This is a genomic window from Labrys sedimenti (assembly GCF_034424805.1).
GTDB lineage: Bacteria > Pseudomonadota > Alphaproteobacteria > Rhizobiales > Labraceae > Labrys > Labrys sedimenti.
The window spans coordinates 792904-817340 of the sequence record NZ_JAXOUF010000001.1 but is presented as its reverse complement, the minus strand read 5'-3'; the positions used below and the strand labels follow the sequence as shown (position 1 = coordinate 817340).

Here is a 24437-nt window from a genome sequence, read left to right as displayed (position 1 = left end):
CGTTTCCCGTTCCAATAGGGACGAACGCTAGCACGCGAGAATTATTTCTTACAAGACGATGTTATTGGCACGATGTCGTAATTTTTTGCAAACAGTGGCTGCTATGGAAGCAGCTTCTGCCGGACACCCTCGATGGTTTCGAATCGAGCCCTGGCAATCGGCCATTGCCGGGCGTCGATAGCGAGGGCGACCGCCTCCACCAGGGCGATCACTCCGATCAGGCTGTCCCATGGCGATGGGACGTCGACACGGGCCCTCAACACGATATCGGCGACCTGGGCGGCATCCGACATCCACTGGTCGGTAAAGAGGGCGACCACGGCTTCGCGGTTCTTGGCCACCTCGGCCGTACGCACCGTGTCGGCCTGATAGCGGCGAATGTCGAACAGGATCACCACGTCCTTGCGCCGAAGTTCGGCGAGTTCGTCGGCGCGTCGCAACAAACCCGTGGAGAACAGCCTGACCCTGCCGCGAAGCTTGCGCAGGTGGAATTCGAGATGACGTGCGGCCGGCTCGGTGAAATCGCCGCCCAGCAGAAAGACCTGACGTCTTTCATCGACGAGAATGTCGACCAGGCGGGTGAGTTCCGCCTCATTGATCATGGCGATCGAGCCGTGCACCGTCTCGGCCAGAGCGCCGGCGAACTCGATGAGCGCCGAGGTCGAGGCATCGGCGTGCGGGCGCGTGAGGGGGAACTCGGCCTGGGCTTCCATTTCCTCGCGCAGTGCCCGCCGGAAGTCGGCATAGCCTGGGAAGCCAAGCTTGGCCACGAAGCGCAGGATGGTGGGGGCGCTGACCTTGGCTCTCTCGGCGAACAGCGCCACCGTCTCCATGCCGGTGGTCGGATAGCGGGCAAGAAGGGCGCGGGCCGCACGCTTCTCCGCGTCGCTCAGCGACGGCATGGTCGCCGCGACGCGATCGGCAAGCGTCGTGCCGGTCTGGGGCAGGGCGGCTCTCGGGGGCTCCATGGAGATACCTCTTCTCTATGTCCGAGCGGATGTTCCTGACACCCGCGCGGATGCCATTGTCTTTCACAGTGCCTCGGTACAGGATAGGTCAATTGCGGGCAAAACCGTAATTTGAATTACAGCAGGGCATTCCATCTTGTGAGGACATCATGGCCGGCCTTCCAGCCATCGACGCGCCGGGCGGCGCATACCGCGAGCGCGAGATTGTTGCGGCCCGAACGGCGCTGCTCAGTGTCGATATGCAGAATGGCGAGTTCAACGCGCAGATTCTGGCGCGGGCCCGCATGCCGGGCACGCCGGAAGCGGCCAAGCGAGACTTCTATGAGCGCATCGACAGTGTGGTGGTCCCCAATCAGGCCCGCCTGCAGGAAGCGGCGAGGGCCGCCGGCATCGAGGTGATCTTCACCGTGCTGGAAAGCCTGACCCAGGATGGCCGCGACCGCAGCCTCGACCACAAGATCTCAGGGCTGAATTTCCCGAAGGGTTGCTGGGAAGCGAAGGTGATCGAGGCTGTCGGTCCCAGGGGCGATGAGATCATCATCCCCAAGACGGCATCCGGCATCTTCAACGCCACCAATATCGAGTATGTGCTGCGCAATCTCGGTGTGGAGTTCCTGATCGTCTATGGCGTGGTGACCGACCAGTGCGTCGAGTCGGCCATACGTGACGCAGCCGACCGCGGCTTCCTCGTGACACAGATAGAGGATTGCTGTGCGGCCGAGACACCGGAAAATCATCTGGCTTCGATCGACAGCATGAACGGGCATTATTGCCGGACACGCAGCACCGACGAGATGATTGCCGAGATCAAGCGGATTTCGAGCTAAAAATATACAAAAACATATATTTTTCAATATATAATATCATACATTTAATTTAATTTATTATCGGTTTGGAAGATCCGGAAATTGCCCCGATCGGTGCGCTTCGTCAATGGCATGCATCGCGGCTTGAAGAGCAGGATCACGCTCGGCCTCGAGATCGGCCTCAGTGAACAGGGTGGTCGGAAGATCAGGTGGAACGCCCGTTATATCATAGGCTTGCTTATGCTGGTTCAAGTAGATTTCATTGGGAACGCCGAAGCGCCAGCCATTCGGCAAATGGCGGATCAGCACGTCGGAGAAGACGCCTTGCGTGTTCTCACCGATGAAGACGGGTTTGTGCCTGCGCCCCTGGAGCGACATGGCGAAAGCCTCGGCCGCACTGACGCTGTCGTGACCGATCAGCAGCACCATCGGTCCGTAGAAGCCCGGGCGCGGGGAAGGCGTCACCATGATCGGCTGCGGCTTGCTGAATTTCGTCGGATCCGCCGGATCGATGCGAAAGATCTTGCTGGAGGCAGGATAGGATACGGTGGTCAGGCGTGCCGCGATCTGCAAGCCCAACATTTCGGTGCCGCCGCCATTGAGGCGTATGTCGACGATGAGCCCATGCAATCCGGCTACCTTACCGAAAATGTCGTCCAGCGCCGCATCGAGAGCGGCAGTCTGGGCGGCAGTTTCGGCATTCTTGTCGTAGTTCTCGAAACTGACGATCAGCAAATAGCCGACACCGTCGGGCAACATGCCGAATGCAAGCTGCCGGTTGCAGTACCAGGCGAGGGGCGTCGTCAGGAACCGCTTTTCAACGATGGTGAGCGCGCGCTGATGGATTGCCTCGCTCCTGGCTGCGGGTGGGCGCCAGCCGCTGAACTCCAGGCCGAGGGCTGGTGCCTCGACCCAGACATGGGCATCTTCGAGGGGCGCCAGCATCTCGCGAAAATGCCTGAAGAGCGTCTGATCGTCCGTGGTAGGGCCGATAGCCATCCGATGGGCGGCTGTCACGGCCGCCCAATCGACGTGATGCTGCTTGAAGAACGGATATTGTTCGGCGAAAGTTCGCGCGAAAATGTCGAAATTGACGATGGGATCCGTGGAATTGGCCTGCGAACAGGCCGTTGGCAGTGCATCGGTGCGTGTGAGTTGGGTCTGGGTGGCGACGCCGTCCACAGTCAGTACGAGCCGGTTCGGCTGTCGACCTCGCCGGAACGCGAAGGCATCGATTACCCCGGTGTCGTTGTTGATGCTGGAGCCGACAAAGCGAGCGGAATTTTCGGAGGCCGCAATGCGTTCGGCAGAGACCGACTTCTGGCAACTGATTGCCGTGATCTCGAAACGCTGCAAATGTCCGCCGTCGATGGCATAGGCATGGCCGTATCCCGTCGTCAGCCATACGCCATCGGTGAAGTCGGAAGCGGCCCGAACCGGCTGCGCAAGCAAGAGCAAGCAGACAAGGAGCATGCAGCGCATTGGACGACCTCCAGGGAAACGGCGGTCCTAGCGGCCAAAATTGGCATGCCTGTGAACGGCCGTCGATGGTCGGCGCTGCAAATGATGCAGAGGCGCTGAAGAACCTTGAACGACAGCTGGCAATTTCGATGGCGAGCAGCGATCAAGCTCGTCGCAAATGCCGGCCGAAACCAGCCTAGGAGTGGGGTAGTGGACGACGTCTTTAATTCGCATAAGATATATTATGGAACATAAACCCATCCCCCCAACCGGCCCAAGGGCCTGATAAACCGGGCTTTTCGGGAAAAGCCCGGTCTTGGTGTTCGGGATCGACGCGGTCTGATCCCCGGCCGCGCTATCGGCTGACGGCGGCAGCCAGGCCGTTGTCGATCTGGCCCGTGACGGCCTGCGGCAGCTTCAGGCGGCTGGCCAGCACATGCAGATAGGAATTCTCGGCTGGCGAAGCGGCGCCGACAGCGATGCGCGAAACGGCGTAGACCTCGGCCGCCAGTTCCGGCGTGCTCGCACCACGCACGATCGGCTCCATGTCGAATGGCTTGCTCAGCTCCTGGAACAGGAAGTTGCGTTCGTCATCGGAGAGATCGAGCTTGTCGGCATGTCCGAGGATCAGGCTCTGCTCCTCGGCGTCGACATTGCCGTCGGCCTTGGCTGCATTGATCATGGCGCCTAGCAAGAGCTTGGCATGGCTTTCAGCCGCGGCGGGTGTTTCCACGGGCAATGCCTCTACCGCACGGGCCTCGATGACGGGCGGCAGCGGTTGTGGGCTCGACAATTGTGGCGGCAGGAAGCCGCCTGGTGCGCTATTGGCCGCCGTGGCGCCGTTGTCGGCTGTTGCCGGAGCACCGGCTTGCCCTGCCTGGCTGCGTTGCCAGGCATGCAGCGCCAGCGCGCCGATAGCGGCAATGCCGCCATATTTGACGGCAGCGCCGGCCAGATCCCGGCCGGTCTCGGTAAACAGGATGCCTGCCGCAGCGCCACCAGCCGCCAGCTTCTTGCCCGGCGTGTTGAGAACTTGACCGCCGGCACCCAGCACTTTTCCAAGCAGATTGTTCAGATCCATTATCCGTTCTTGCTCCTCTACGATCGCCCAGCCCGAGCTCGCCACGAACTTTCGGACGTCTCCATCTTGGGATTCGACCGGATCGATCAGCACGGCCGGATGTGGTGCCAAGAACCCGGCGGCTTCAAGGCCGCCAATATGAAATCTTGGTCATGAAGGCGATGAGAATTTGGCGTGCAATTTAAAATTTATCGTTATAATTCAATAGAGTATAATATTATTCAAATCTAATATCTTGAAAAGTCATAGAGACGTCGAGACGCCCGAGACCTTGTCCAGGGACAAGGCGGCGCCGACTTTGACCCGGTCCATCACTACGAAAGTCCGGAAGCGCTTGACGTTGCTGTTGGCGAAGAACAGCCGGCGCGTCAGTGCTTCGTAGTCAGCCATCGACGGCACGTTCAAGATCAGCACGAAATCCGTTTCTCCGGCGACATAATAGCATTGCTGTATGCAGGTTTCGGCCAGGAAAGCCTTCTTTGCCTCGTCGATCAGGGCGCTTCGCTCGCGCTCCAGGTCGACATTGACCACGATGGTCAACGGCTGGCCAAGTTTGGCCGGATCGAGCATGGCGACATTGGCTGTGATGACGCCACTCTCCTCCAGGCGTCGGATGCGGCGTTGTACGGCCGGCGCTGACAGGTGAATGGCATCGGCGATCTTGCGTTGAGGCGTGTGGTTGTCGCGCTGCAGGATAGCCAGGATGGCGACGTCGAAGCCGTCAAGTTCGAGAGATGAGCCGGAAATGCGCGACATGGAGACCTGACGAGACAAAATTGCACCAAAGATCCCCGATCAGAGCGCTTTCATCGGCCGCTACGCAATAGAATTGCGCCTGATAAATGGAGGTCCCCGATGCATCTGGTCAATTCCGGCCCGCACTATCGTTCCGCCATCCTCGCCGAAGACCGTGACATGCTGGGAAGTGCCGGTGCGGACGAGGTCGAGCGCTTTCTAGCTATCCGTGCCGACTATCGCCCGACCCCCCTGCTCTCCCTGCCCGCTTTGGCGGAACGGCTCGGCATCGGCGAGCTCCTCGTAAAGGATGAGGCCCATCGCCTAGGCCTTTGTAGTTTCAAGGCTCTTGGTGGAGCCTATGCCGTGGTGCGGCTGGTCATCGAGAGAGCAAGCCGGCAGTTGGGTCGGCAAGTCGATTACGCAGAACTCGGGCAGGACGACGTCAGATCGGTTGCCTCCGAGATGGTTTTCGCGTGTGCGACTGACGGCAATCACGGTCGTTCCGTTGCACACGGAGTCCGGCTTGTCGGAGCCAAAGCCGTGATCTTCGTGCATGGCGGGGTGAGTCCGGGGCGCGTGGAAGCGATCGCAGCCTTCGGGGCCGAGATCATACGGGTGGATGGCACCTATGACGACTCCGTTGCCGAAGCCGCGCGCGTCAGCCAAGCCAGGGGCTGGACCGTTGTCTCCGATACGTCCTGGACTGGATATGAGCGCATCCCGAGCCTTGTGATGCAGGGCTATACCACCATTTTGCGCGAAGCCCTGCAGCAGATGCGCAAACCGCCGACGCATTTATTCGTCCAGGCCGGCGTCGGCGGCATCGCGGCAGCGCTTGGCGGCCATGCAGCACTGGTCCTCGATGCCCGACGCCCGAAGCTGGTGGTGGTCGAGCCGGCGCTTTCGGCCTGTGTCTTCGCCAGCGCGAAGGCCGGCCGACCCGTGAAGGTCGGCCATGGTGCTCCTACGGTGATGGCGATGCTGGAATGCTACGAGCCGTCCCAGGTTGCCTGGCGGATCCTGGAGCGGGTGGCGGACGGTTTCATGACGGTGGAGGACGAGGAAGCGATCGCCGCGATGAAGGCCCTGGCGCGTCCTTTGCCTGGCGATCCCGCTATTGTCGCGGGTGAGAGCGGCGCGGCCGGTTTTGCCGGCTTGCTTCAGGCTGCTCGGGACGATGTCATGCGCCAGGCACTCGGCCTGGATGCCCATGCCCGCGTTCTGGTGATCAACAGCGAAGGCGCCACCGATCCCGCGCGATACCGGGATCTTGTCGGCCTCGACCCGGAGGATGTGCGGATGGCAAATGGGGAGGCCCGGGCATGAGCGAGATGTCCATCCAGGCCGAGCGCTTGCTGGGGCGTCTGTGCAGTCTCGGGGCGATCGGTCGTGGCGACGATGGCCAACTGGCCCGATTGGCGGCATCCGACACCGACAAGGCAGGGCGCGACAGTCTGGTTCGATGGCTCGATGATGCGGGCCTCGAGGTCGCTATCGACAGGATCGGCAATATCTTCGGCATCTGGCAGCCGGACGATGTACGGGACGAGGCCCCGCTCCTGCTCGGCTCTCATATCGACACCGTCATCGACGCCGGAATCTATGACGGCTGCTATGGTGTGCTGTCGGGCCTCGAAGTCATCGAGACGCTGAAATCCTCGGGCTGGCACCCAAGCCGCCCGATCGCCGTGGCTGCCTTCACAAATGAGGAAGGCGTACGCTACGCGCCGGACATGATGGGTTCCCTGGTCCATGCCGGCGGATTGCCGGTCGAGGAGGCGCTTGCCTCGATCGGCACCGATGGGACCAGGCTTGGCGCCGAGTTGCTGCGGATCGGCTATGCGGGCGAACGGGAGCCCGGCTTCCTCAAGCCGTATGCCTATCTGGAGCTTCATATCGAGCAAGGCCCGGTGCTCGAACGCGAAGGCCGGGCCATCGGTGCCGTCGAGACGCTGCAGGGCATCTCCTGGCAGCGCATCACCATAGAGGGTGTCGCCAACCACGCTGGCACCACCCCGATGTCGCTGCGCCATGATGCCGGCCATGCCGCGGCGCGCGTGATAACCTTTCTGCGCGAGCGGGCCGTTGCCGCCAATACGTCATCGGTGGCGACCGTCGGCAGCCTTCGATTCGAGCCGAATGCCATCAACGTCATCCCAGCACGGGCGACCTTTACCGTGGACCTGCGCGATCCCGACGAGATGCGCCTGCGCGAGGCAGAAGGCGCCCTCGCCTCATTTCTCGACGTGCTCGCACGGTCGGAGGGCGTCACGGTGTCCGTCGAGCGCCTCGCCCGCTTCGAGCCGGTCATTTTCAACAGGGAACTGGTGGATCAGATCGAACAGGCGGCGGGCCGGCGCGGCCTGCCCTGCCGCCGGATGACTTCCGGGGCGGGGCATGATGCCCAGATGATGGCGCGGATTGCGCCCTCAGCCATGATCTTCGTGCCCAGCGTTGCCGGAATCAGCCACAATCCCAAGGAGTTCACGCCGGATGCCGATCTTCTCGCCGGTGCAAGCGTGCTTCTCGACGTGGTGCGAAATCTCACCGCTGCGCCGGGGTGATCCCAACCCGCTCTAGTCGATTAATCGCTCGAAAAAAACCATTTATCACATTGGTGAGGCTGGATTTTATCCGGCATCCTTGAGGCGTGACGTCGAAAGCTCGCCTGCTGCCTCAAGGATCGGATAGGCCACGGCCGTCAGATGGGCGACGATGCGCTTGAGGTCGCGGATGACGTCCATATGCAGCGAACTGGTCTCAATCGAGGCCAGCGTACCGGCCCGAAGGCGATTGAGGTGGCTCTCCGCCGCCGAGCGTTCGAAATTGCGGATATGATCCTTGGCCACCACCAATTGGCGGGCCATGACGGGATCCTGGGTCATGAACACCGTGATGGCGAGGCGCATCTGCGCCACCACCTCGCGATGCATGGCCTTGATTTCGGCCCAGCCCTCGCTCGAGAAACTCAGATTGAGCCGCTGCTTCTTGGCCGCCAGTTCCAGCAGGGTCTTGTCGAGAATGTCACCGACATGCTCGAGATTGGTGGTGAACAGGATGAGCTCGAACGCCTTCCGGCTCATGTCCTTGTCCAGCGGCGTACGCGTCAGCCGGGTCAGGTAGAGCTTGATGTTCTCCTGCAGGCGGTCGACCTGATAATCGAGCTGGCTGATCTGCTTGCGCCTGGAATCGTCCTGTTCCTCGAAGGTTATGATCGATTCCCGCAGCATGATCTCAACCAGTTCGGCGAGCCGGATCACTTCGCGCGAGGCAGCCACCAGCGCGACCGAAGGGCTGTCGAAATCCCCCTCGTCGAGCACGGGCGAAGGACGCTCGCCGATCGGCGCTTCCGGTGCCCTCACCAGCCTTTCGAGCAACCGGGCGGTCTGGTCGATGAAGGGCAGGAAGACGATCAGAAGCGCTAAGTTGAAGCCGACATGGAAATTGGCGATCTGGCGGGCCCCCGAGGCTTCCAGTTGCGCCAGCCAAGGCTGGATGAGGCCGATCAGGGGCAAGAGCACCACGGCTCCGACCAGGCGGGTGCCGAGATTGCCGAGCAGTGCTCGCCGCACCTCGATCGGGGCAGCCAGGGACAGACCGAGAGGCGCCAGTCCCGAGCCGATATTCGCGCCCAGCACCAGGGCAAGGCCGAGCGGAATGCCTACCACCCCTGCCCCGGCCAGCGACATCACCAGAAGCAGGATCGCCACGCTCGAATGCACCAGCCAGGCCAGCGCAGCTCCGATCAGCAGCGCTGCCCAGGGCTGGCCGTTGAGGCGTTCGAAGATCAAGGTCATGATCTCGCTCTGGCGGATCGGATCGGCGATCCCGACAACCAGGTGAAGCGACAGGATCATCAAGCCGAGGCCGATCATGGCGCGGCCGACATTCTGGGCGACGGAAGAGCGCCCGAGCATGAACGAGGCCACACCGGCAACGATCAGGACCGGCATCAGGGCGGAAAGATCGAAGGACAGAGCCTGGACCACGAGCGTGGTACCGACATTGCTGCCGAGCAAGACGGCCAGAGCCATGGCGAGCGTAAGGAAGCCTCGCTCGACGAAGGACATCACCAGGAGGGTCGAGCCGGTTGAACTCTGGAGGGCCGCGGCCACCCCTGCCCCTGCCAGGCAGGCCGAAAATCGATTGGAAGTGGCACGCGAAATCACGCCGCGCAATCGCTCGCCGAAGGCCCGCATGATGCCCGTCTTCACCAGGCGTGTGGACCAGATCAGGAGTGCGATACCGGCGAGAAGATTGAGAAAAACGTGCTGACCAGCCAACCGAATAATTCCTTAAGGACGAATCCTCTTCATGACGAGAAAGACGAATCTATCACATAAGCAATTGAAACAGCATGAACATTAATGTCACATTTTGAGCTTTTCGGTCAGTTTGTTCCAGAGCGTTTTGTGATCCGTCAGCCGCATCAAAAACGCAAAGACGCGTCGCGCCAAAGAGTGTGAGCAGAGGAGCGTTTCCGTCTAAACGTGCCTGCCGTGTGGTGGTGCCAGCTCGATGCGCATGCCGTCATAGCCCGGCTCCACGCCGGCAGGCAGCGTCCGCCGCAGGGTCTGATAGTCCATGTCCGTATGCATGTTGGTCAGGATGGCGCGGCGCGGTTTCAATCTCTCGATCCAGGCCAGCGTCTCCGGCAGTGACCAATGGCTGGGATGCGGCGTGGGGCGAAGGGCGTCCACGATCCAGACGTCCAATCCCTCCAGCAAAGCTTCGCTTTCTTTCGTCAGTCCATTGATATCGCTGGAATAAGCAAAGTTTCCGATGCGAAATCCGAGAGACTGGATATCTCCGTGGTCCTGCTCGAACGGCAAGGCGGTGATCGAACCGCCGGCGCCCCCGATACTGACGGCCTGTCCAACCGTGATCGTGTTGAGCGTCAGGATGGGGGGATAGGAAGAGCCCGGCGGCGTCTCGAAGCAATAGTCGAAGCGGTTCCGCAGCAGGGCGGCGGTGCGCCGGTCGGCATAGACATCGACGAGGCTGCGCTGATAGAGCGCCAGCACGCGCAGATCGTCGATGCCATGAGTGTGATCGGCGTGATCATGGGTGTAGAGCACGCCATCGACCGCCTTGACCTCGGCGTCCAGCAATTGCTGGCGCATGTCGGCGCCGGTGTCGATGAGCACGGTGGTACGGCCGCCCTCCGCTCCATCCCGTTCGAGCAGCAAGGCGCAGCGCCGGCGCCGGTTGCGCGGCTCGTGGGGATCGCAACTGCCCCAGCCAGACCCGACTCGAGGGACGCCGCCGGAGGAACCGCAGCCCAGCAATGTCGCTGTCAACGTCATCGGCGTCAGGCTGCCGCCTTGATGCCGTCGGGACGCGGCATTTTGGCAAAGAGACGGAAGGCATTCTCGCTGGTCTGCCTCGCCACCTCGCTCTCGCTCAGGCCGATGGTTTCGGCCAGGATGCGCGCGGTATTGGCCACAAAGGCGGGCTCGTTGCGCTTGCCGCGGAATGGCATGGGCGCCAGATAGGGCGCATCCGTTTCAACCAGCAGCCGGTCATGCGGGACAAAGCGGGCGATATCCCGGATCTCCTCGGCCGACTTGAAGGTGAGGATGCCGGAGAAGGAGACGTAGAAACCGAGCGCTAACCCTCGACGGGCCAGGTCAGGGCCGGACGAATAGCAATGGAGAACGGCGCTGAAAGCCCCCTTCCCCATTTCTTCCTCGAGAATGTCGCCGATGTCCTGGTCGGCCTGGCGGGCATGGATCACCAGCGGCAGTCCCGTGAGCCGTGCCGCGGTGATATGTTTCCGAAACCCGCGCGCCTGCACGTCGCGCGGGGCGTAGTCATAGTGATAGTCGAGCCCGGCCTCGCCGATCGCCACCACCTTGGGATGGGCGGCAAGTTCCAGGATGGCCTCGAGCGGGATGTCGTCCTCCTCATGGGCATGCAGGCAATGCGTGCCGACCGAGCCGAAGACATCGTCATAGCGCTCGATCAGCGCCCTGATCTTCTCGAACTGGCGGATACGGGTCGAGATGGTGATCATGCGCCCGATCCCGGCCTGGCGCGCACGCGCGACGACGTCATCGATCTCGGCTTGCAGATCGGGAAAATCGAGATGGCAGTGGCTATCGATCAGCATGGTTCAGTTTGTCCGTCTCAGGCCTTGCCTGCCCTGTCGGCCGCCTCGACATAGCGGGGGAAGACGGCCGTCGGCGCCGGCAGCTCGATGTCCGGCGACAGGCGACCGTCAATGCCGAGATGGTCGAAGTCGCGCGCATCTTCCGGCACGGCCAGTTGATCGAGCAGGCGCGCTGCCCCTGCCGGGATCACCGGCTGGGCCAGGATGGCAACCTGGCGGACCACCTCGGCGGTGACATAGAGCACGGTCTCCATGCGAGCCGGATTGCTGTTCTTCAGCTTCCAGGGTTCCTCGGCTGCAAAATAGCGGTTCGCTTCGCCCACCACGCTCCACAGATCGGCCAGGATGGTGTGCAGGGCGAAATTGAAGATGGCGTCCCGAGCCTGCCAGATCAGATTGTCCGCCGCCTTCAGCAATTGCTCGTCGGACGGCAGGAGATCGCCGGGGCTGGGTACCTTGCCGCCGCAATTGGCCGCGATCATCTTCAGGCAACGATTGGCCAGATTGCCGAAATCATTGGCGAGGTCGGCATTGATGCGGTTGACGATCGCCTCATGCGAATAATTGCCATCCTGGCCGAAAGGAACTTCGCGCAGGAAGAAATAGCGCAACTGGTCGACACCGTAATGCTCGGCCAGCGTGAAGGGATCGATCACGTTGCCGACCGACTTCGACATCTTCTCGCCGCGGTTGAACAGGAAGCCATGGCCGAAGACGCGATGCGGCAACTCGATGCCGGCCGACATCAGGAAGGCCGGCCAATAAACCGTGTGGAAGCGCACGATATCCTTGCCGATGATATGCACGCTGGCCGGCCAGAAATTCGAACGTTCGGTATCGGTGTCCGGAAAGCCGGTCGCCGTCAGGTAATTGGTCAGCGCATCGACCCAGACATACATCACATGCTTGGGATTGCCGGGAACCGGCACGCCCCAATCGAAGGTGGTGCGGCTGATGGAAAGGTCGCGCAGACCCGAGCGCACGAAGCTCAGGATCTCGTTGCGGCGTTCCTCCGGACCGATGAAGCCGGGATGACTCTCGTAGTGTTTCAGCAGGCGATCCTGATAGGCGGAAAGGCGGAAGAAATAGCTTTCCTCCTCCACCCATTCCACCTTGGCACCGGTCTCGATCACGCTGCGGGAGCCATCCGAATTGAGCGCCAGGTCCTTCTCGTCGAAGAAGGCTTCGTCGCGCACCGAATACCAGCCCGAATATTTCGACAGGTAGATGTCGCCTGCCGCTTCCATCCGCCGCCAGATCTCCTGGCAGGCGCGATGATGGCGCTCTTCGCTGGTGCGGATGAAATCGTCGTTCGACGCATTGAGCACCCGAGCCATCTCGCGGAAATATTCCGAATTCTGGTCCGCCAGGGCCTGGGCCGTGGTGCCCTGCTTGGCCGCCGTCTGCAGCATCTTCTGGCCGTGCTCGTCGGTGCCCGTGAGGAAGAACACATCATTCCCGTCGAGCCGTTTGAAGCGGGCGATGGCATCGGTCGCGATCAGCTCATAGGCATGCCCGATATGGGGCTTGCCATTGGGATAGGAGATCGCCGTGGTGATGTAATAGGTGTCTTTCTCGGCCATCGATGACGCTTTTCCTGACAACGATGCGCGACACCGCCAGTCAGGCCGCGCATCAGGGATTCCTGATGTAGTGCATTTTCGGGGAAAGTTGGGAGACTTTTCGCCGGAAAATGCCTGGGGCGTTTCGCGAGTCGACGCGATTGCGTCTAACGCAAAGCCCTTTAGGCTGCAGAAGCTTCGGCGAGCAAGCCGAGGGTCGCGAGCACGAAAGGTTTGCGGTCGAGATTGTAGGCCTCGACATCACGCGCAGCATGACGGGCCTTCTCCCATACCTCAGCCCAGCGCGCAAGGCGGGCCACGGGTTCACCACGCGCCGCCAGCAGGCGCTGGTGCAGCCATTCGTCGAGGAAGTCGAGCAGGAGCGCGAAATTCTCGTCGCCTGCCTTGTTGGCGCAGCGGTCAGCGAGAGCGTGGGCTGCGGCTACGTCGATCCGAGGCAGCTTGGCCAGCAGGTCCGTAAGGGAACGGTGCAGAGATACCCCCTCCCCATCCGCCAGGGTCAAGGCGCGCCTGACGCTGCCCTGCGCCAAGGCAGCCCCTGCAGCCAGCGTCTGCTCGGACAGATCTGGACGCGCCTGTGCCGCGGCCTTGAGGACATCGGCGTCGCCGAGGGGATCGAGCGTGAGTAGCCGGCAGCGCGAGCGAATGGTCGGCAGGAGGCGGGCCGGCTGATGCGAGATCATCAAGAAGAGCACGCGCGGCGGCGGCTCTTCCAGCACTTTGAGCAGGGCGTTGGCGCCCTCACGTGCCAGGTCCTCGGCAGAATCGATGATGGCGATGCGCCACCCCCCTGCCCCGGCGGTGGAGCCGAGGAAACGCACCACGCTGCGGACGTCGTCGACACGAATGTTGGAATAGAACCCCTTGGTCTTATCATTGGGAAGGCGACGCAGGACCGCAAGGTCGACATGCGATTGCGATACGATCTGGCGTGCAGCCGTGGCGTCGGCAGCGACAGAGAGGCTCGTTGCACCGCCGAGTTGGTACGGATCGGGATGGGTCAGCACGAATTTGGCCATGCGATAGGCCAGCGTCGCCTTGCCGACGCCCTCGGGGCCGCCCAGCAGCCAGGCATGATGGATGCGGCCCGAACGATAGGCGCTCAGCAGAGCCTGCTCCGCCCGCTCTTGGCCGATCAGATGCGTGGTTTCGCGCGGATGCGGGCTGTCGGCCAGCATATCGCTTTCGAGGCGTTCACTCATGCCGGCACCCGGGCCGCATCGAGGTTGAGCCTTCTTCGCACCACGCCGAGAATTGCCGCGGCAACCGCATCCTGGGAGGCGGAGGCGTCGACGACGGCGCAGCGACGGGGTTCGAATTCGGCGATGGCCAGAAAGGCCTCGCGCAGCTTCTCATGGAAATTCAGGCTTTCGCCCTCGAAACGATCGATGGTCGTGCCGCGGGACCGGACCCTGGCGAGCCCGTCACGGGCCGGCATATCGAGAATGAGCGTGAGGTCTGGCACGGTCGAACCAACCACCACACGCTCGATCGAGCGGATCAGGGCTGGTTCGACCTCGCCCAGCACCCCCTGATAGGCACGGGTCGAATCCATGAAGCGATCGCACAGGACCCACAATCCCCTGGCCAAGGCAGGCCTGATCGTGGTGTTGAGATGGTCATCGCGTGCTGCATAGAACAGAATAGTCTCGGCAAAGGGACCGAAATGCTTGGCGCCGCCGGAAAGCAGAACTTCGCGCAATTCCTCGGCATGCGGCGAGCCGCCGGGTTCGCGAGTCAGCAGGGTCTCGACGCCGAGCGCGTTCAAGGATGCCGCCAGCCGGCGGATCTGGGTGGATTTACCCACGCCCTCGCCGCCTTCGAACGTTATGAACCGACCCTTCATCGCTTGTCGTGCCCACCCTGTATCAATCCGATGCCAAGCTCGTAGATAGCACCGAATGCGCGTTGGGGAAGACTGCCGACTGGCACATCGGCGGCTGCATACAGGGGAATTTCCAGTGAAACCTGTCCCTCGCGCAGGATCTGGAGCCGGCCGACGGAGGTGTTTTTCTGTACCGGCGCCTCAAGAGGCCCATCATAGAGCAGTCTGGCGCTGAGTTTTTCCGGACCGCTGTTGTCCACCAGCATGGAGACGTCGCGATCGGCCACGACGGGCACGACATTGGCCGTGCCGCCATAGACGGATGCCTCGCCGACAATCTCGCCTTTGGTGAAGACGAGACGTGGGCGGAATGAATTTTCGGCCCATTCAAGGACGCGTTTGGCTTCCGTCGCCCGTTCGGCATTCGATTGCAGGCCGTGCAGCACCATGATGAAGTGCTGGTCGCCGTGAAGGGCCGAAACGACCACGCCATAGCCCGCCGTGTCGGATGCGCCGGTGACGCCGCCATCGACCCCCAAGCCCTGTGTGAGCAGGGGATTGCGGTTGGTTTGCCGGATCTTGTTCCAGGTGAAGTCCCGCTCCTGGTAGATGGCATAGATGTCCGGCTCGTTCCGGCGGAGCCAGCCGAGCAGCCGGGCGAGATCCCGCGCCGTGGTCAATTGGGCCGGATCGGCAAAGCCGGTGACATTGCGGAATTGCGTGTGCTGCAAGCCGATCTCGGCGGCCAGCGTGTTCATGCGCGGCACCAGCCCCTCGAGCTGGCCCGTGAGGCCCGCCGACAACGCCAGGCAGGCATCATTGGCAGCCTGGACCATAACCCCGCGCAGGAGATCATCGACACGCACCCGGCTCCTCACGGCGGCGAACATGGTGGCGCTGCCCGAGGGGGCACCACCCTTGCGCCAGATGTCCTCCGCAATCGGATATTCGGTCTCTCTCGAAGCCTGGCCCTTGCGCAGAGCTTCGGCGACCACGGCGACGGTCATGATCTTGGCCATGGCGGCGGGCTCGACCGGCTTGTCGGCGTTCTTGTCGAGCAGGACCGTACCCGAACCGGTTTCGATCACCAGGGCGATCGGCGCGGTGGTGGTGAACGGCTCCGCACGGAGCGGCGGCACCAGCACAGCGGCCGCCAGAAAGAGCCCGATGACAAAGCTTTTCATCGCCGATGTCCGTTCCGTCCGATATTACCAAATTCACGCGTTCCGGTGCAATTGCGCTTGGTCCGCGGCATTCGGAAAACAGGTGACGTCCGCTTCAGAGGGCGTTAATTGCGTTGAGCATCATGCCAGCCAATCGTGAATCAAATCATCGGTCGATCGTCATCGTGGGGGCCGGGCTTGCGGGCCTGGCCTGTGCCGTGGTCCTTGCTGCAAAAGGCTTCAGGACCACCCTGGTCGGCCCGCCCGGCAATGTGGGCGACACACGCACCACGGCCCTGCTCGATGGCAGCATCCAGGCCCTGGCAAGGGCAGGCATCGCGATTGCCGGTCATTCCGAGGCTGCGCCGCTGCGGGTGATGTCCATCGTCGATGCGACCCAGCGGCTCCTGCGGGCCCGCCCGATCGCCTTCAAGGCCGAGGAGATCGGTCTGGAGGCGTTTGGCTGGAACATCCCCAACGGCGCTCTGACCGGGATCCTGCAGGCCCATCTGCGGGATGCCGGTGTTGAACATCTGCCGGTGCGGGTGCTTGCCGCCGAACCGGGACCAGCCGGTCTCGTTCTCAAGCTCGACGGACAGCCTGATCTGACTGCCGATCTCATCATAGCCGCGGACGGACGCGGCTCGCTCGTGCGGCAGGCTGCCGGGATCGAGACGCGCAGCCATGACTATCCGCAGGTGGCACTGGCCCTCAATCTGAAGATCGGTCGCAGCCATCGCGACATTTCCACCGAGTTCCACACCGAGTCCGGCCCGTTCACACTGGTGCCCCTGCCGGGGCAGCGGGCCAGTCTCGTCTGGGTCGTCTCCCCTGAAAAGGCCGAAGAGTTGCGGGGGCTGGATGATGCCGCCCTGTCCCGGGCCATCGAAATCCGCAGCCACGCCCTGCTTGGCCATGTCGAGGTCGACGGCCGGCGCTCCTTCTGGCCGATGAGTGCGGTCGTGGCGATGACGCAGGCGGTTGGTCGGGTTGCGCTCATCGGCGAGGCCGCCCATGTGCTGCCGCCGATCGGGGCGCAGGGATTCAACCTGACGCTGCGCGACATTGCAGCCCTGGCCAAGGCCCTGGAGGTCGCCCGCGATCCCGGCGATGCCGGCGTGATCGAGGCCTATGCCAAGGCAAGGCGGCTCGACATCGGGACCCGCCACTCGGCTGTCGATCTCTTGAACCGCTCCTTGCTGTCCGGGCATTTTCCTCTGCAGGGGCTGCGCGGCCTCGGGCTCTACGCCCTTGAGCGGGTCGGTCCCCTGAGACGGGTAATGATGCGGCAGGGGCTTGCGCGCGCAGCCGAGCATTGAATTCTTCCGGCTTCTGCTATCAATGGCCGGCGGGACGAACAATTCGTGGAAACAGCGGAAGGCATCGTGGCGGGCGGCACTGACGAAAAGGGGGGGCGACGCCGTGCGCGGCGGATCAAATACGCCTTTGAATATAGTGCACTGCGTGCCCTTGCCGGCTTGTTGCATATATTACCCATCGACTTTGGCTCATGGGTGATGGGGGCGATTTGGCGACTCGTCGCGCCGCATCTGCGTCGCCACGAACGTGCCCTTCGTCATCTCGCAGCAGCCTATCCCGAAAAATCGCGCGCCGAGATCGAGGTCATCGCGCGGGCCATGTGGATGCAGCTTGGCCGGACCTTCGCGGAAGCACTGATCAGCGAGCGCATCCTCCGGGCCGGCCGCATCGAAGACCGCGCCGGCCATCAGCTCGGTGCGCTGAAAACCTCCGGCAAGGGCAGTGTCTTCGTTTCGCTGCACACTGGCAATTGGGAACTGGTGATCTATCCGACACTGCTTCACGGCATCAAGGCAGCCGGCGTCTACCAGCGCATGAAGAACCCCAGGGTCGATGATTATGTCACGCTGGCTCGCCGGGACCGCTATCCGCGCGGCCTGTTCCCGAAGGGCAATGACATCGGGCGCAAATTGATGCGCATCGTGCGGGAGGGCGGCTCGGTGGCCTTGCTGGCGGATCTGCGTGACCGCCGGGGCATCACGACGCTATTCTTCGGGCGCCCTGCCCCGACCACGCCCTTTCCCGCCTTGCTGGCCCGTAGCACCGATGCCGTACTGCTCGCTGCGCGATGCGTGCGTACCGGCGGCGTACATTTCTACATCGAGGCTGAGGCCATCGAAGTGCCGCGTACCGCTGACCGCGATGCCGACATTGCCGAAGCGACGCGCAGAATTCATGCCCTGTTCGAGCAGTGGATCCGCGAACATCCCGAACAATGGATGTGGGCACACCGGCGCTGGGGGTGACGGCGGGCTGCGTCATCCCTCTCCTACCACGTGAAATTAATGAAATATTGGACGACTTTGACGATAATACTGCTATCCTGGTAACGAGATAACAGGCTCGTCCGATTGTGGCGGGCTTTGGTATCGCCCGGCTGCAGGCATCACTATTGCAAGCTTGCCGAGCACAGATGACGATTGAACGGCGTATGAATAAAGCGCGGGAAGCAAAGTTCTTTATCGGTCAAGTGGTGCGTCACCGCATCTATCCATTCCGCGGCGTCATCTTCGATGTCGATCCGGAGTTCGCCAATACGGAAGAATGGTGGCAGTCCATTCCGGAAGATGTGCGCCCTTCGAAGGACCAGCCCTTCTATCATCTGTTCGCGGAGAATGAGGAGACTGAATATGTCGCCTATGTCTCCGAGCAAAACCTGGTTATTGACGACAGCGGCAGGCCGGTCCGGAACACGCAGATCGAAGAACTATTCGATCGCGATGACGATGGCGGCTATCGGCTGAAGCCCGGTACGCGGCACTGACAACCGGGCCCGTTGAACGTATCGGCGGCTTCCGCGACCGGTGCGAGGCAGCCACCTTCCGATATGAAAAGGCCGGCCCGAAGGCCGGCCTTTGTCATCTCATTGCGCCGGCGCTGCGGGAGCTGCCGGGGCAGCTGGTGCCGCACCGCCCTGCTGTTGCTGCTGCTTGCGCTGGGCATCAATCAGGGGCTGGAAAATCGCCTGCAGCTTCTCACCATAGGCCTTCTGCTTTGCAGCATAGCCGGCCTGGTCGATGCCCTGGGCATCGAGGGCCTTGCCGAGGCCGTCCAGCCCGATCTCCAGAGAAATAGGCTGCCCCTGGAAGGTGATCGCCTGCACCTTCAGCTTCTTGCCCTTCTTGAGGTTTGCCAGATTGGCATCGGTCAAGGGCATGTCGGCGATGCAGCTCGGCCCCGTGCAGATGCGATACTTGGCCGTGTCGATGGTCTGGTCATCGACGAGGACGCGGGCTCCCAGCGGCAGCACCACGCCGGCCGGAATGATCACGGTGAGCTTGGGCTTGCCGCCCTTCTCCTGACCGACCTGCGCGGTCATCATCCAGGCGGCCGTCGGCGCCAGAAGGTCGCGCACGGTCTGGCAGGTGTCCTTGCCGTCGGGGGTCTTGGCGCAGATCTTGGTCCAGTCCGGCTGGTCGAATTTGGGCAGTTCGGGCTGCTGGCCAGCAGGCTGGGGCTGTTGCTGGGCCAGCGCGGTACCGGTCGACAGGATCAAGGCTGCCGCAGCGCCAGCGATCAGAGAGTTTCGCATAATCTGGATTCCTGTTCCTGGGCGGTCTTATTGAGCAGGCGCCGGATTGGCGTTGAGCTGCTGGCGCGCCTTCTCGGCGGCGTCCTGCAACTGCTGCTGCAGCTTCTTCTGCTCGTCGACGATCGACTGGGGATCGAGGGGCTTGTTGTCGAGTGCCTTGGCGAAGCCCTCGGTGCCCAGGGGCAGCTGGACGCCCTGGTTGGGGGTCTTGAAGGCGATCGCCAGGGTCTTGGAGGCGCGGAGGGCCTTGAGCTGTGCCTCATCGATCGGCAGTTCGACCAGGCAGCCCTCGGGAGAGCAGACGGCATACTTGCCGGTAGAGAAGGCGGCATTGTCGAGATAGAGGCCGACACCAGGCTGGATCAGGGCGCCGACCGGCAGGACGAGGCGCAGGATCTGCTTCTTGTCGGTGACGTTCTGCATCAGGATGGCCGTCATCATCGTCTGCCCCGTATCGGACCGCAGGTCGCGACGGGTCAGGCAGATTTCCTTCTTGGCCTGATCGGCCTGACACAGCTTCACCCAATCCGGCTGGGAGCTGGAGATGGCGGGCGTGGTTGCGCCTTCCAGGCCTGGAACCGGCTCAGCGGGTGCTGCAGCTGCCGCAGGAGCGGCCGCTGCAGGCTTCTGCGCCGGCTTGGCTGCAGGTGCCTTCGGCTTCGTGGCGGGTGCGGCCGGCTTGGCGGGCGTATCCTGTGCCAATGCGGGTGTCACCGCAAGGCTGAGCGCCGCAAGAGCTGCAGTCGCAAGGAGGCGGAACGACATCATGCAAAATCCTTGGGTCCTAAGTCCGCCGCCGCAACGCGCTGGGCAAGCGCGGGTTGGCAACGCACCGATGGGGCTGAATGTCTCTCATCGCCGACGAAGGCGCCAAGATGACGATTTCGGGAAAGGTCCTTAAACGAAGCGGGCACGGGTTTCCAGCCTCGAAAACAACCTATGGCGACGGTGCCGCAGCTTGTGCATGACAAATTGAAGAAAAAGTGACCGGCGGCATGATCAAGTTGCCGCAGCCGTTCGCCTGGTCTCCCTCCACCATATCAGTAGGGAGAGAGCGACAATCGGCAAGCCAATTAGCGCGGTCGATGTCAGAAAGGTAGGATATCCCCAAGCCATAACCAGGAAGCCGGACAATCCTCCCACCAACTTGCCGGGAAGCGCATAGAGGGAACTCAACAACGCATACTGAGTTGCGGCATAAGTCCGACTCGTCAGGCTCGACATATAGGCCATCAAAGCCGTCCCCGCGAAACTGCCGGCAAAATTCTCCGCGCCTACGGCGATCGTAAAGAAGGTGAAGTCTCCCCCTCTCGTCGCCAACGCGGCTAAGGCGAGATTGGATGCCGCGCCTGCGATGCCGCCAATAATCAAAGTGGGCATCAAACCCAACCAGGTAATTGAGATTCCGCCGACGAAGGCCGCAAAAAGGGCGATCGGAATACCATAGACTTTGGTAACCGTCGCTATTTCTATCACGTTGAAACCGAGTTTGGTGTAGAGCGGATTGGCCATTACGCCGGACAAATAGTCTGGCAATCGAAACAGGGCCACCAGCAGCAGGATGGGGACGATGAGTTGCCCAAACCGTCTAAACAAATCGGCGAGCGGTTCTTCATAGGCGGCCATGAAAGGCGGAAGTCTCCGTCCAGAGCTGGACGAGACCGTGTCGATGCGGTTCACCTTCGCTGGTGCTGTCGGTTTGGAAATTTCTATCGGCGTTTCAAGTCTATCCGGGTCCGGTGCCCAGAGTGTGGCGGCGATACCCAACAGCATCAGCAGCGCCATCACGCAATAGGCAATGTGCCAACCCGCGTAATAGACAACGAATAGAGCGCCCACTCCGCCCGCAATGAGGCCGAATCGATAGCCCAGTTGGTAGCAGGCGAGCATGACGCCCTGGCGATCGGCAGGCATGACGTTGATGCGCCAGCCATCGATTACGATGTCTTGGCTTGCTCCGGCTATGGCGATTAGAGTGGTGAACGCAACCGTTGGCCAGAGCGCGGCCGAAGGATTGCTGGCGGCGACACCCAACAAACCGATCGTGATCGTCCCCTGCGCCAACAAAAGCCACCCGCGCCAACGCTGATAGGAGCGTGAAAGAAAGGGCGGGTCAAAACGGTCGAGCAACGGCGCCCAGGCGAATTTGAAGCTATAGGCGACGGTTGCATAGTATGTCAGCCCGATCACACCCTCGGAGAAGCCGGCTTCAGTAAACCAGATCGACGGCGTACTGTAGATCAGCAGGAATGGCAGGCCGGCGCTGAAGCCGAGCAACAGCATGAAAGCGAGTCGCTTATCGGCGGCGATGTCGCGCAGGAGCGTGAGGAATTTCTGACCGGGAATCATGTTGGTGATTATGGATTGCCCGGCGGGGCAGGCCAAATGCTTTGATGCGCGAGGTCTCCCATCTGCACCGGCATGCGGGATGATATCTGCTCAAGGTGTGGATGGCGTCCGCACGCGGGACGACCCGGATCGACAAACCGGCTATGGCTTTGCCCTCATCCGGGGTTAGACTCGCCTGGATCTGATTCGTGCCCCGTGAATACCTGAGGCCCCATGACGTCAGACATCACGCCCAGGATTGCCCCCGCTCCCCCTACCCTCGACCAGCTGCTGCGCCTCAGTGCCCAGCGTGGCGGTGATACGCTGGCCCTGGTCGATGCCCCGGATCGCCCGCTCTGGGCGGACGGCGCGCCTCGCCGGCTGACCTGGAACCAGGTCGATGCCGCCGTTTCCGCGGTTGCCGGTCGTTTTTTCGAGATGGGACTGCCGAGCGAGGCCCTGGTCTGCGTGCAGGGGCTCAACGTCACCGATACGTTGATCGCACTGCTCGGCTGCATCCGGGCCGGTCTGGTGGCGGTGATCGTTCCGATCGACTTCTCTCCGGCCGAGATCGTCGGCGTCGCGGAGCGCCTGAACGCCAAGGCGATCCTGGCGGCGCGGCGCATGGGCGATGTCCAGCCCCTGCGGTCCCTGCGTCATCTCGTCGATGAGTCCATCGCCGATATTCGCTTCATCGGAGCCTTCGGCGCGGATCTGCCCGGCGGGACGGTCTCGTTCGAAGATTGCATCGGCTATCCGCGCACGGGTGCGATCACCCGCCTGTCGCGGCGCGAGCGTCCTGAGGAAAGCCTGGCGATCATGACGATCGATCGAGGCCCTGAGGGAGATTTTGCCGTCGCCCGCAATCACCGGGAATGGCATGCGGCTGCAGCCATCCTGGTAGCCGAACTCGGCCTGTCGAGAACCTCGCGCATGCTGTGTCCGATGGCGCCATCGGGGCTTGCCGGGCTTGCCGGCGGCCTGGTGTCATGGCTCAGCACGGGATGCCAGCTCGTCCTGCACCAGGCTTTCGATGCGACGGTCTTTGCCGTTCAGATGACCATGCATGGTGTCACCCATGCCTTGCTGCCCGATGTCGTGCTGCGCGCCAGCCTCGTCGACGGCCTGTTCGACAGCGGCAAGCTCGAGAAGGTCGCAGGCCTTGCGCGTGCACCCCACACAGCCGTCGTTCCGGCCGATGTTCCCTGCCCCGTTCCGCATTTCGCCGTGCTCGGTGAGATCGGCATCGTGCCGATGCGCCCGCTGGCGGATGGCAGGTTCGGGCTCGACGCCCTGGTCTCGTCGCCGGAAGATGGCGCCCGGCCGCTTGTCGAGGCCGGCATCGAGGAAAGTGGCTATCTCGCTCTACGTGGCCAGCAGGTGCCGGGGATCGGTTTCGACGTCAGCGAGCGGGAGGTTTCCTATCCCCTCGGGGCGGAGGGGTGGGTATCGACCTCCTACCCTGCTTCGGGAGCCACGGAGCGAGGCGTCGGCCTCCTTGAGGTCACGGGCGCACGCTTTGGCAAGCCCATGAGCGCACAAGAGGCACCGCAGCTCCATGAGCCTGGCCAAAGTGTCGATACTTCTAAGTCCAGCCAGCCGCTTGCGGGCGCGGCCTGATACCAGACCAAAAACAGGCGGATCGATCTTCGGATCGCCCCTATCGGAGGCACTGGACGACGTGTTCGGTCGTGCTCCATCTCTCGATGGAGCTGAAGAAACCACTGCTTCCTACCAAACCCGGCCGCGCGCTGCGACAGGCTCGGGACCGATAAGGGTCTCGCCGCGGCAAAGGACCACGAAGTCCAGCATATTGGCGACGACGCAGGCGTGATTGGGCACGATGCGTACGCGGTCACCCACGGACAGGTTGATCGGCTGTTCGGTGACCAGCCTGCCGTGCTCCTCCGAGAGCTGGTCGATCGCGATGTCCGGACGGCCGAGGACATGGCCATGGCCCGTCAGGCCGAGCAGATCGGAGGTCAGGACCTTCGAGCCGGCATCGATAATGGCCCTGTGCGTATCGGGTACCGATACGACGGTGGCAACTATGTTGAGGGCACAATCATCGAAGCCACAGACGCCGCGTGTGACGAGGGAACGGTCATTGTAGACATAGGTGCCCGGCCGGTATTCGGTGACGATGGGCGCTTCATGCGCCCGCCACATATCTGGCGATCCACCGCTTGTAATCGTTTCGACAGGAATTCCAAAAGCTTCGATCAGAGATTTCGCTCTTTTCATGAAATCCTGTACCGCGTCGGTGCCACCGACCGGCGGATAGGTCATCAGCCCGCCGAAAGTGAGCTCGGATGATGCCGCGATGCGGTTCGCCAGTTCCGCCGCCGCTTCGGGCGTGGGAACGCCGCAGCGCTGGGCGCCGGTATCGCACTCGACGAGCACGGTCAGCTTGCGCCCCGTTCCCTTCATGGCGGCCGCCAATTCGTCGACGACGGCGGCACTGTCGGCCACGACGCTGAGACGGATGCGTTCGGAAAGAGCTCGCAGGCGCTCGCGCTTGGCTTCCCCCACCAGATTATAGGTGATCAGGACATCGTCGAGCCCGGTGCCATCGGTCATGGCATCGGCCTCCGACAGCTTCTGGCAGGTGATGCCGACCGCGCCCTGCTCGACCTGGAAGCGGGCCAGGAGCGGCAGTTTATGCGTCTTGATATGCGGCCGCAGCTTGAGGCCGTGTCCGTCGCAATAGGCCTGGAGCCGCACGATATTGCGCTCGGCGATATCGAGGTCGACCTGGACGAAGGGGGTTTCGACGGAAGAGAGGGAGGACATTGCCATCG

Annotated in this window: 23 protein-coding genes; 8 read left to right on the top strand and 15 right to left on the bottom strand. The window is 62.4% G+C overall.

Going from position 1 to position 24437, the window contains the following annotated elements:
* Positions 1 to 101 precede the first annotated feature (101 nt).
* Positions 102 to 968 (bottom strand): MurR/RpiR family transcriptional regulator, encoded by an 867-nt coding sequence (locus tag U1R88_RS03835; protein ID WP_322430044.1) that lies wholly within the window; start codon positions 966 to 968, stop codon positions 102 to 104.
* Between the two features lie 149 nt (positions 969 to 1117).
* Here U1R88_RS03835 and U1R88_RS03830 point away from each other — a divergent pair, with 149 nt between their 5' ends.
* Complete coding sequence (locus U1R88_RS03830; protein WP_322430043.1) at positions 1118 to 1795, top strand: cysteine hydrolase family protein; 678 nt, start codon at positions 1118 to 1120, stop codon at positions 1793 to 1795.
* 57 nt (positions 1796 to 1852) lie between these two features.
* Here U1R88_RS03830 and U1R88_RS03825 read toward each other — a convergent pair whose 3' ends face one another.
* Complete coding sequence (locus tag U1R88_RS03825) at positions 1853 to 2719, bottom strand: S41 family peptidase (RefSeq protein ID WP_322430042.1); 867 nt, start codon at positions 2717 to 2719, stop codon at positions 1853 to 1855.
* On the opposite strand from U1R88_RS03825, the gene U1R88_RS03820 reads away from it, so the two are divergent.
* Entirely contained in the window at positions 2693 to 3355 is a 663-nt protein-coding gene (locus U1R88_RS03820) for a hypothetical protein (protein WP_322430041.1), read from the top strand. The genes U1R88_RS03825 and U1R88_RS03820 overlap by 27 nt on opposite strands.
* Positions 3356 to 3590: 235 nt before the next feature.
* On the opposite strand, the gene U1R88_RS03815 is transcribed toward U1R88_RS03820, so the two are convergent.
* Positions 3591 to 4316 carry a tellurite resistance TerB family protein gene (locus tag U1R88_RS03815; protein ID WP_322430040.1) on the bottom strand — a complete coding sequence of 242 codons (726 nt, stop codon included), beginning with the start codon at positions 4314 to 4316 and terminating at the stop codon, positions 3591 to 3593.
* Positions 4317 to 4559: 243 nt separating this feature from the next.
* Positions 4560 to 5072, bottom strand: a complete 513-nt coding sequence (locus tag U1R88_RS03810; RefSeq protein WP_322430039.1) for an Lrp/AsnC family transcriptional regulator — start codon at positions 5070 to 5072, stop codon at positions 4560 to 4562.
* Positions 5073 to 5171: 99 nt separating this feature from the next.
* On the opposite strand from U1R88_RS03810, the gene U1R88_RS03805 reads away from it, so the two are divergent.
* A complete protein-coding gene (locus tag U1R88_RS03805; protein WP_322430038.1) occupies positions 5172 to 6380 on the top strand; it encodes a diaminopropionate ammonia-lyase in 1209 nt (402 codons plus the stop codon).
* Complete coding sequence (locus tag U1R88_RS03800) at positions 6377 to 7618, top strand: Zn-dependent hydrolase (RefSeq protein WP_322430037.1); 1242 nt, start codon at positions 6377 to 6379, stop codon at positions 7616 to 7618. The genes U1R88_RS03805 and U1R88_RS03800 overlap by 4 nt, the downstream gene beginning before the upstream one ends.
* A 66-nt stretch (positions 7619 to 7684) precedes the next feature.
* On the opposite strand, the gene U1R88_RS03795 is transcribed toward U1R88_RS03800, so the two are convergent.
* From U1R88_RS03795 to U1R88_RS03765, 7 genes are all read right to left on the bottom strand, one after another.
* Positions 7685 to 9337, bottom strand: coding sequence for a Na/Pi cotransporter family protein (locus tag U1R88_RS03795; protein WP_068284874.1), 1653 nt, complete (start codon positions 9335 to 9337; stop codon positions 7685 to 7687).
* 201 nt (positions 9338 to 9538) lie between these two features.
* Positions 9539 to 10360, bottom strand: a complete 822-nt coding sequence (locus U1R88_RS03790) for an MBL fold metallo-hydrolase (protein ID WP_322430036.1) — start codon at positions 10358 to 10360, stop codon at positions 9539 to 9541.
* Positions 10361 to 10365: 5 nt separating this feature from the next.
* Positions 10366 to 11166, bottom strand: coding sequence for a TatD family hydrolase (locus U1R88_RS03785; RefSeq protein ID WP_322430035.1), 801 nt, complete (start codon positions 11164 to 11166; stop codon positions 10366 to 10368).
* Positions 11167 to 11183: 17 nt separating this feature from the next.
* Positions 11184 to 12749, bottom strand: a complete 1566-nt coding sequence (gene metG, locus U1R88_RS03780; protein WP_322430034.1) for a methionine--tRNA ligase — start codon at positions 12747 to 12749, stop codon at positions 11184 to 11186.
* Positions 12750 to 12910: 161 nt separating this feature from the next.
* Positions 12911 to 13951, bottom strand: a complete 1041-nt coding sequence (locus U1R88_RS03775; protein WP_322430033.1) for a DNA polymerase III subunit delta' — start codon at positions 13949 to 13951, stop codon at positions 12911 to 12913.
* Complete coding sequence (tmk, locus tag U1R88_RS03770) at positions 13948 to 14595, bottom strand: dTMP kinase (protein WP_322430032.1); 648 nt, start codon at positions 14593 to 14595, stop codon at positions 13948 to 13950. The genes U1R88_RS03775 and tmk overlap by 4 nt, the downstream gene beginning before the upstream one ends.
* On the bottom strand, positions 14592 to 15758 hold the full coding sequence (locus U1R88_RS03765) for a D-alanyl-D-alanine carboxypeptidase family protein (protein ID WP_322430031.1): 1167 nt from the start codon (positions 15756 to 15758) through the stop codon (positions 14592 to 14594). The genes tmk and U1R88_RS03765 overlap by 4 nt, the downstream gene beginning before the upstream one ends.
* A 122-nt stretch (positions 15759 to 15880) precedes the next feature.
* Here U1R88_RS03765 and U1R88_RS03760 point away from each other — a divergent pair, with 122 nt between their 5' ends.
* The 3 genes from U1R88_RS03760 (at position 15881) to hspQ (ending at position 18540) form a co-directional block, all read left to right on the top strand.
* Positions 15881 to 17056, top strand: a complete 1176-nt coding sequence (locus tag U1R88_RS03760; protein ID WP_322430030.1) for a UbiH/UbiF family hydroxylase — start codon at positions 15881 to 15883, stop codon at positions 17054 to 17056.
* Between the two features lie 45 nt (positions 17057 to 17101).
* Entirely contained in the window at positions 17102 to 18022 is a 921-nt protein-coding gene (locus U1R88_RS03755; RefSeq protein ID WP_322430029.1) for an LpxL/LpxP family acyltransferase, read from the top strand.
* 167 nt (positions 18023 to 18189) lie between these two features.
* Entirely contained in the window at positions 18190 to 18540 is a 351-nt protein-coding gene (gene hspQ / locus U1R88_RS03750; RefSeq protein WP_245197071.1) for a heat shock protein HspQ, read from the top strand.
* 99 nt (positions 18541 to 18639) lie between these two features.
* On the opposite strand, the gene U1R88_RS03745 is transcribed toward hspQ, so the two are convergent.
* The 3 genes from U1R88_RS03745 to U1R88_RS03735 all read right to left on the bottom strand — a co-directional run bounded on the left by U1R88_RS03745 (position 18640) and on the right by U1R88_RS03735 (position 21657).
* Complete coding sequence (locus tag U1R88_RS03745) at positions 18640 to 19308, bottom strand: invasion associated locus B family protein (protein ID WP_322430028.1); 669 nt, start codon at positions 19306 to 19308, stop codon at positions 18640 to 18642.
* Positions 19309 to 19335: 27 nt separating this feature from the next.
* Positions 19336 to 20076 (bottom strand): invasion associated locus B family protein, encoded by a 741-nt coding sequence (locus tag U1R88_RS03740; protein ID WP_322430027.1) that lies wholly within the window; start codon positions 20074 to 20076, stop codon positions 19336 to 19338.
* A 231-nt stretch (positions 20077 to 20307) separates the two neighbouring features.
* Positions 20308 to 21657: an AmpG family muropeptide MFS transporter gene (locus tag U1R88_RS03735; RefSeq protein ID WP_322430026.1), complete on the bottom strand. Its 1350-nt coding sequence runs from the start codon at positions 21655 to 21657 to the stop codon at positions 20308 to 20310.
* Between the two features lie 213 nt (positions 21658 to 21870).
* On the opposite strand from U1R88_RS03735, the gene U1R88_RS03730 reads away from it, so the two are divergent.
* On the top strand, positions 21871 to 23256 hold the full coding sequence (locus U1R88_RS03730; protein WP_322430025.1) for a class I adenylate-forming enzyme family protein: 1386 nt from the start codon (positions 21871 to 21873) through the stop codon (positions 23254 to 23256).
* A gap of 111 nt (positions 23257 to 23367) precedes the next feature.
* On the opposite strand, the gene U1R88_RS03725 is transcribed toward U1R88_RS03730, so the two are convergent.
* Positions 23368 to 24435, bottom strand: a complete 1068-nt coding sequence (locus U1R88_RS03725; RefSeq protein ID WP_322430024.1) for a D-TA family PLP-dependent enzyme — start codon at positions 24433 to 24435, stop codon at positions 23368 to 23370.
* Positions 24436 to 24437: the final 2 nt, after the last annotated feature.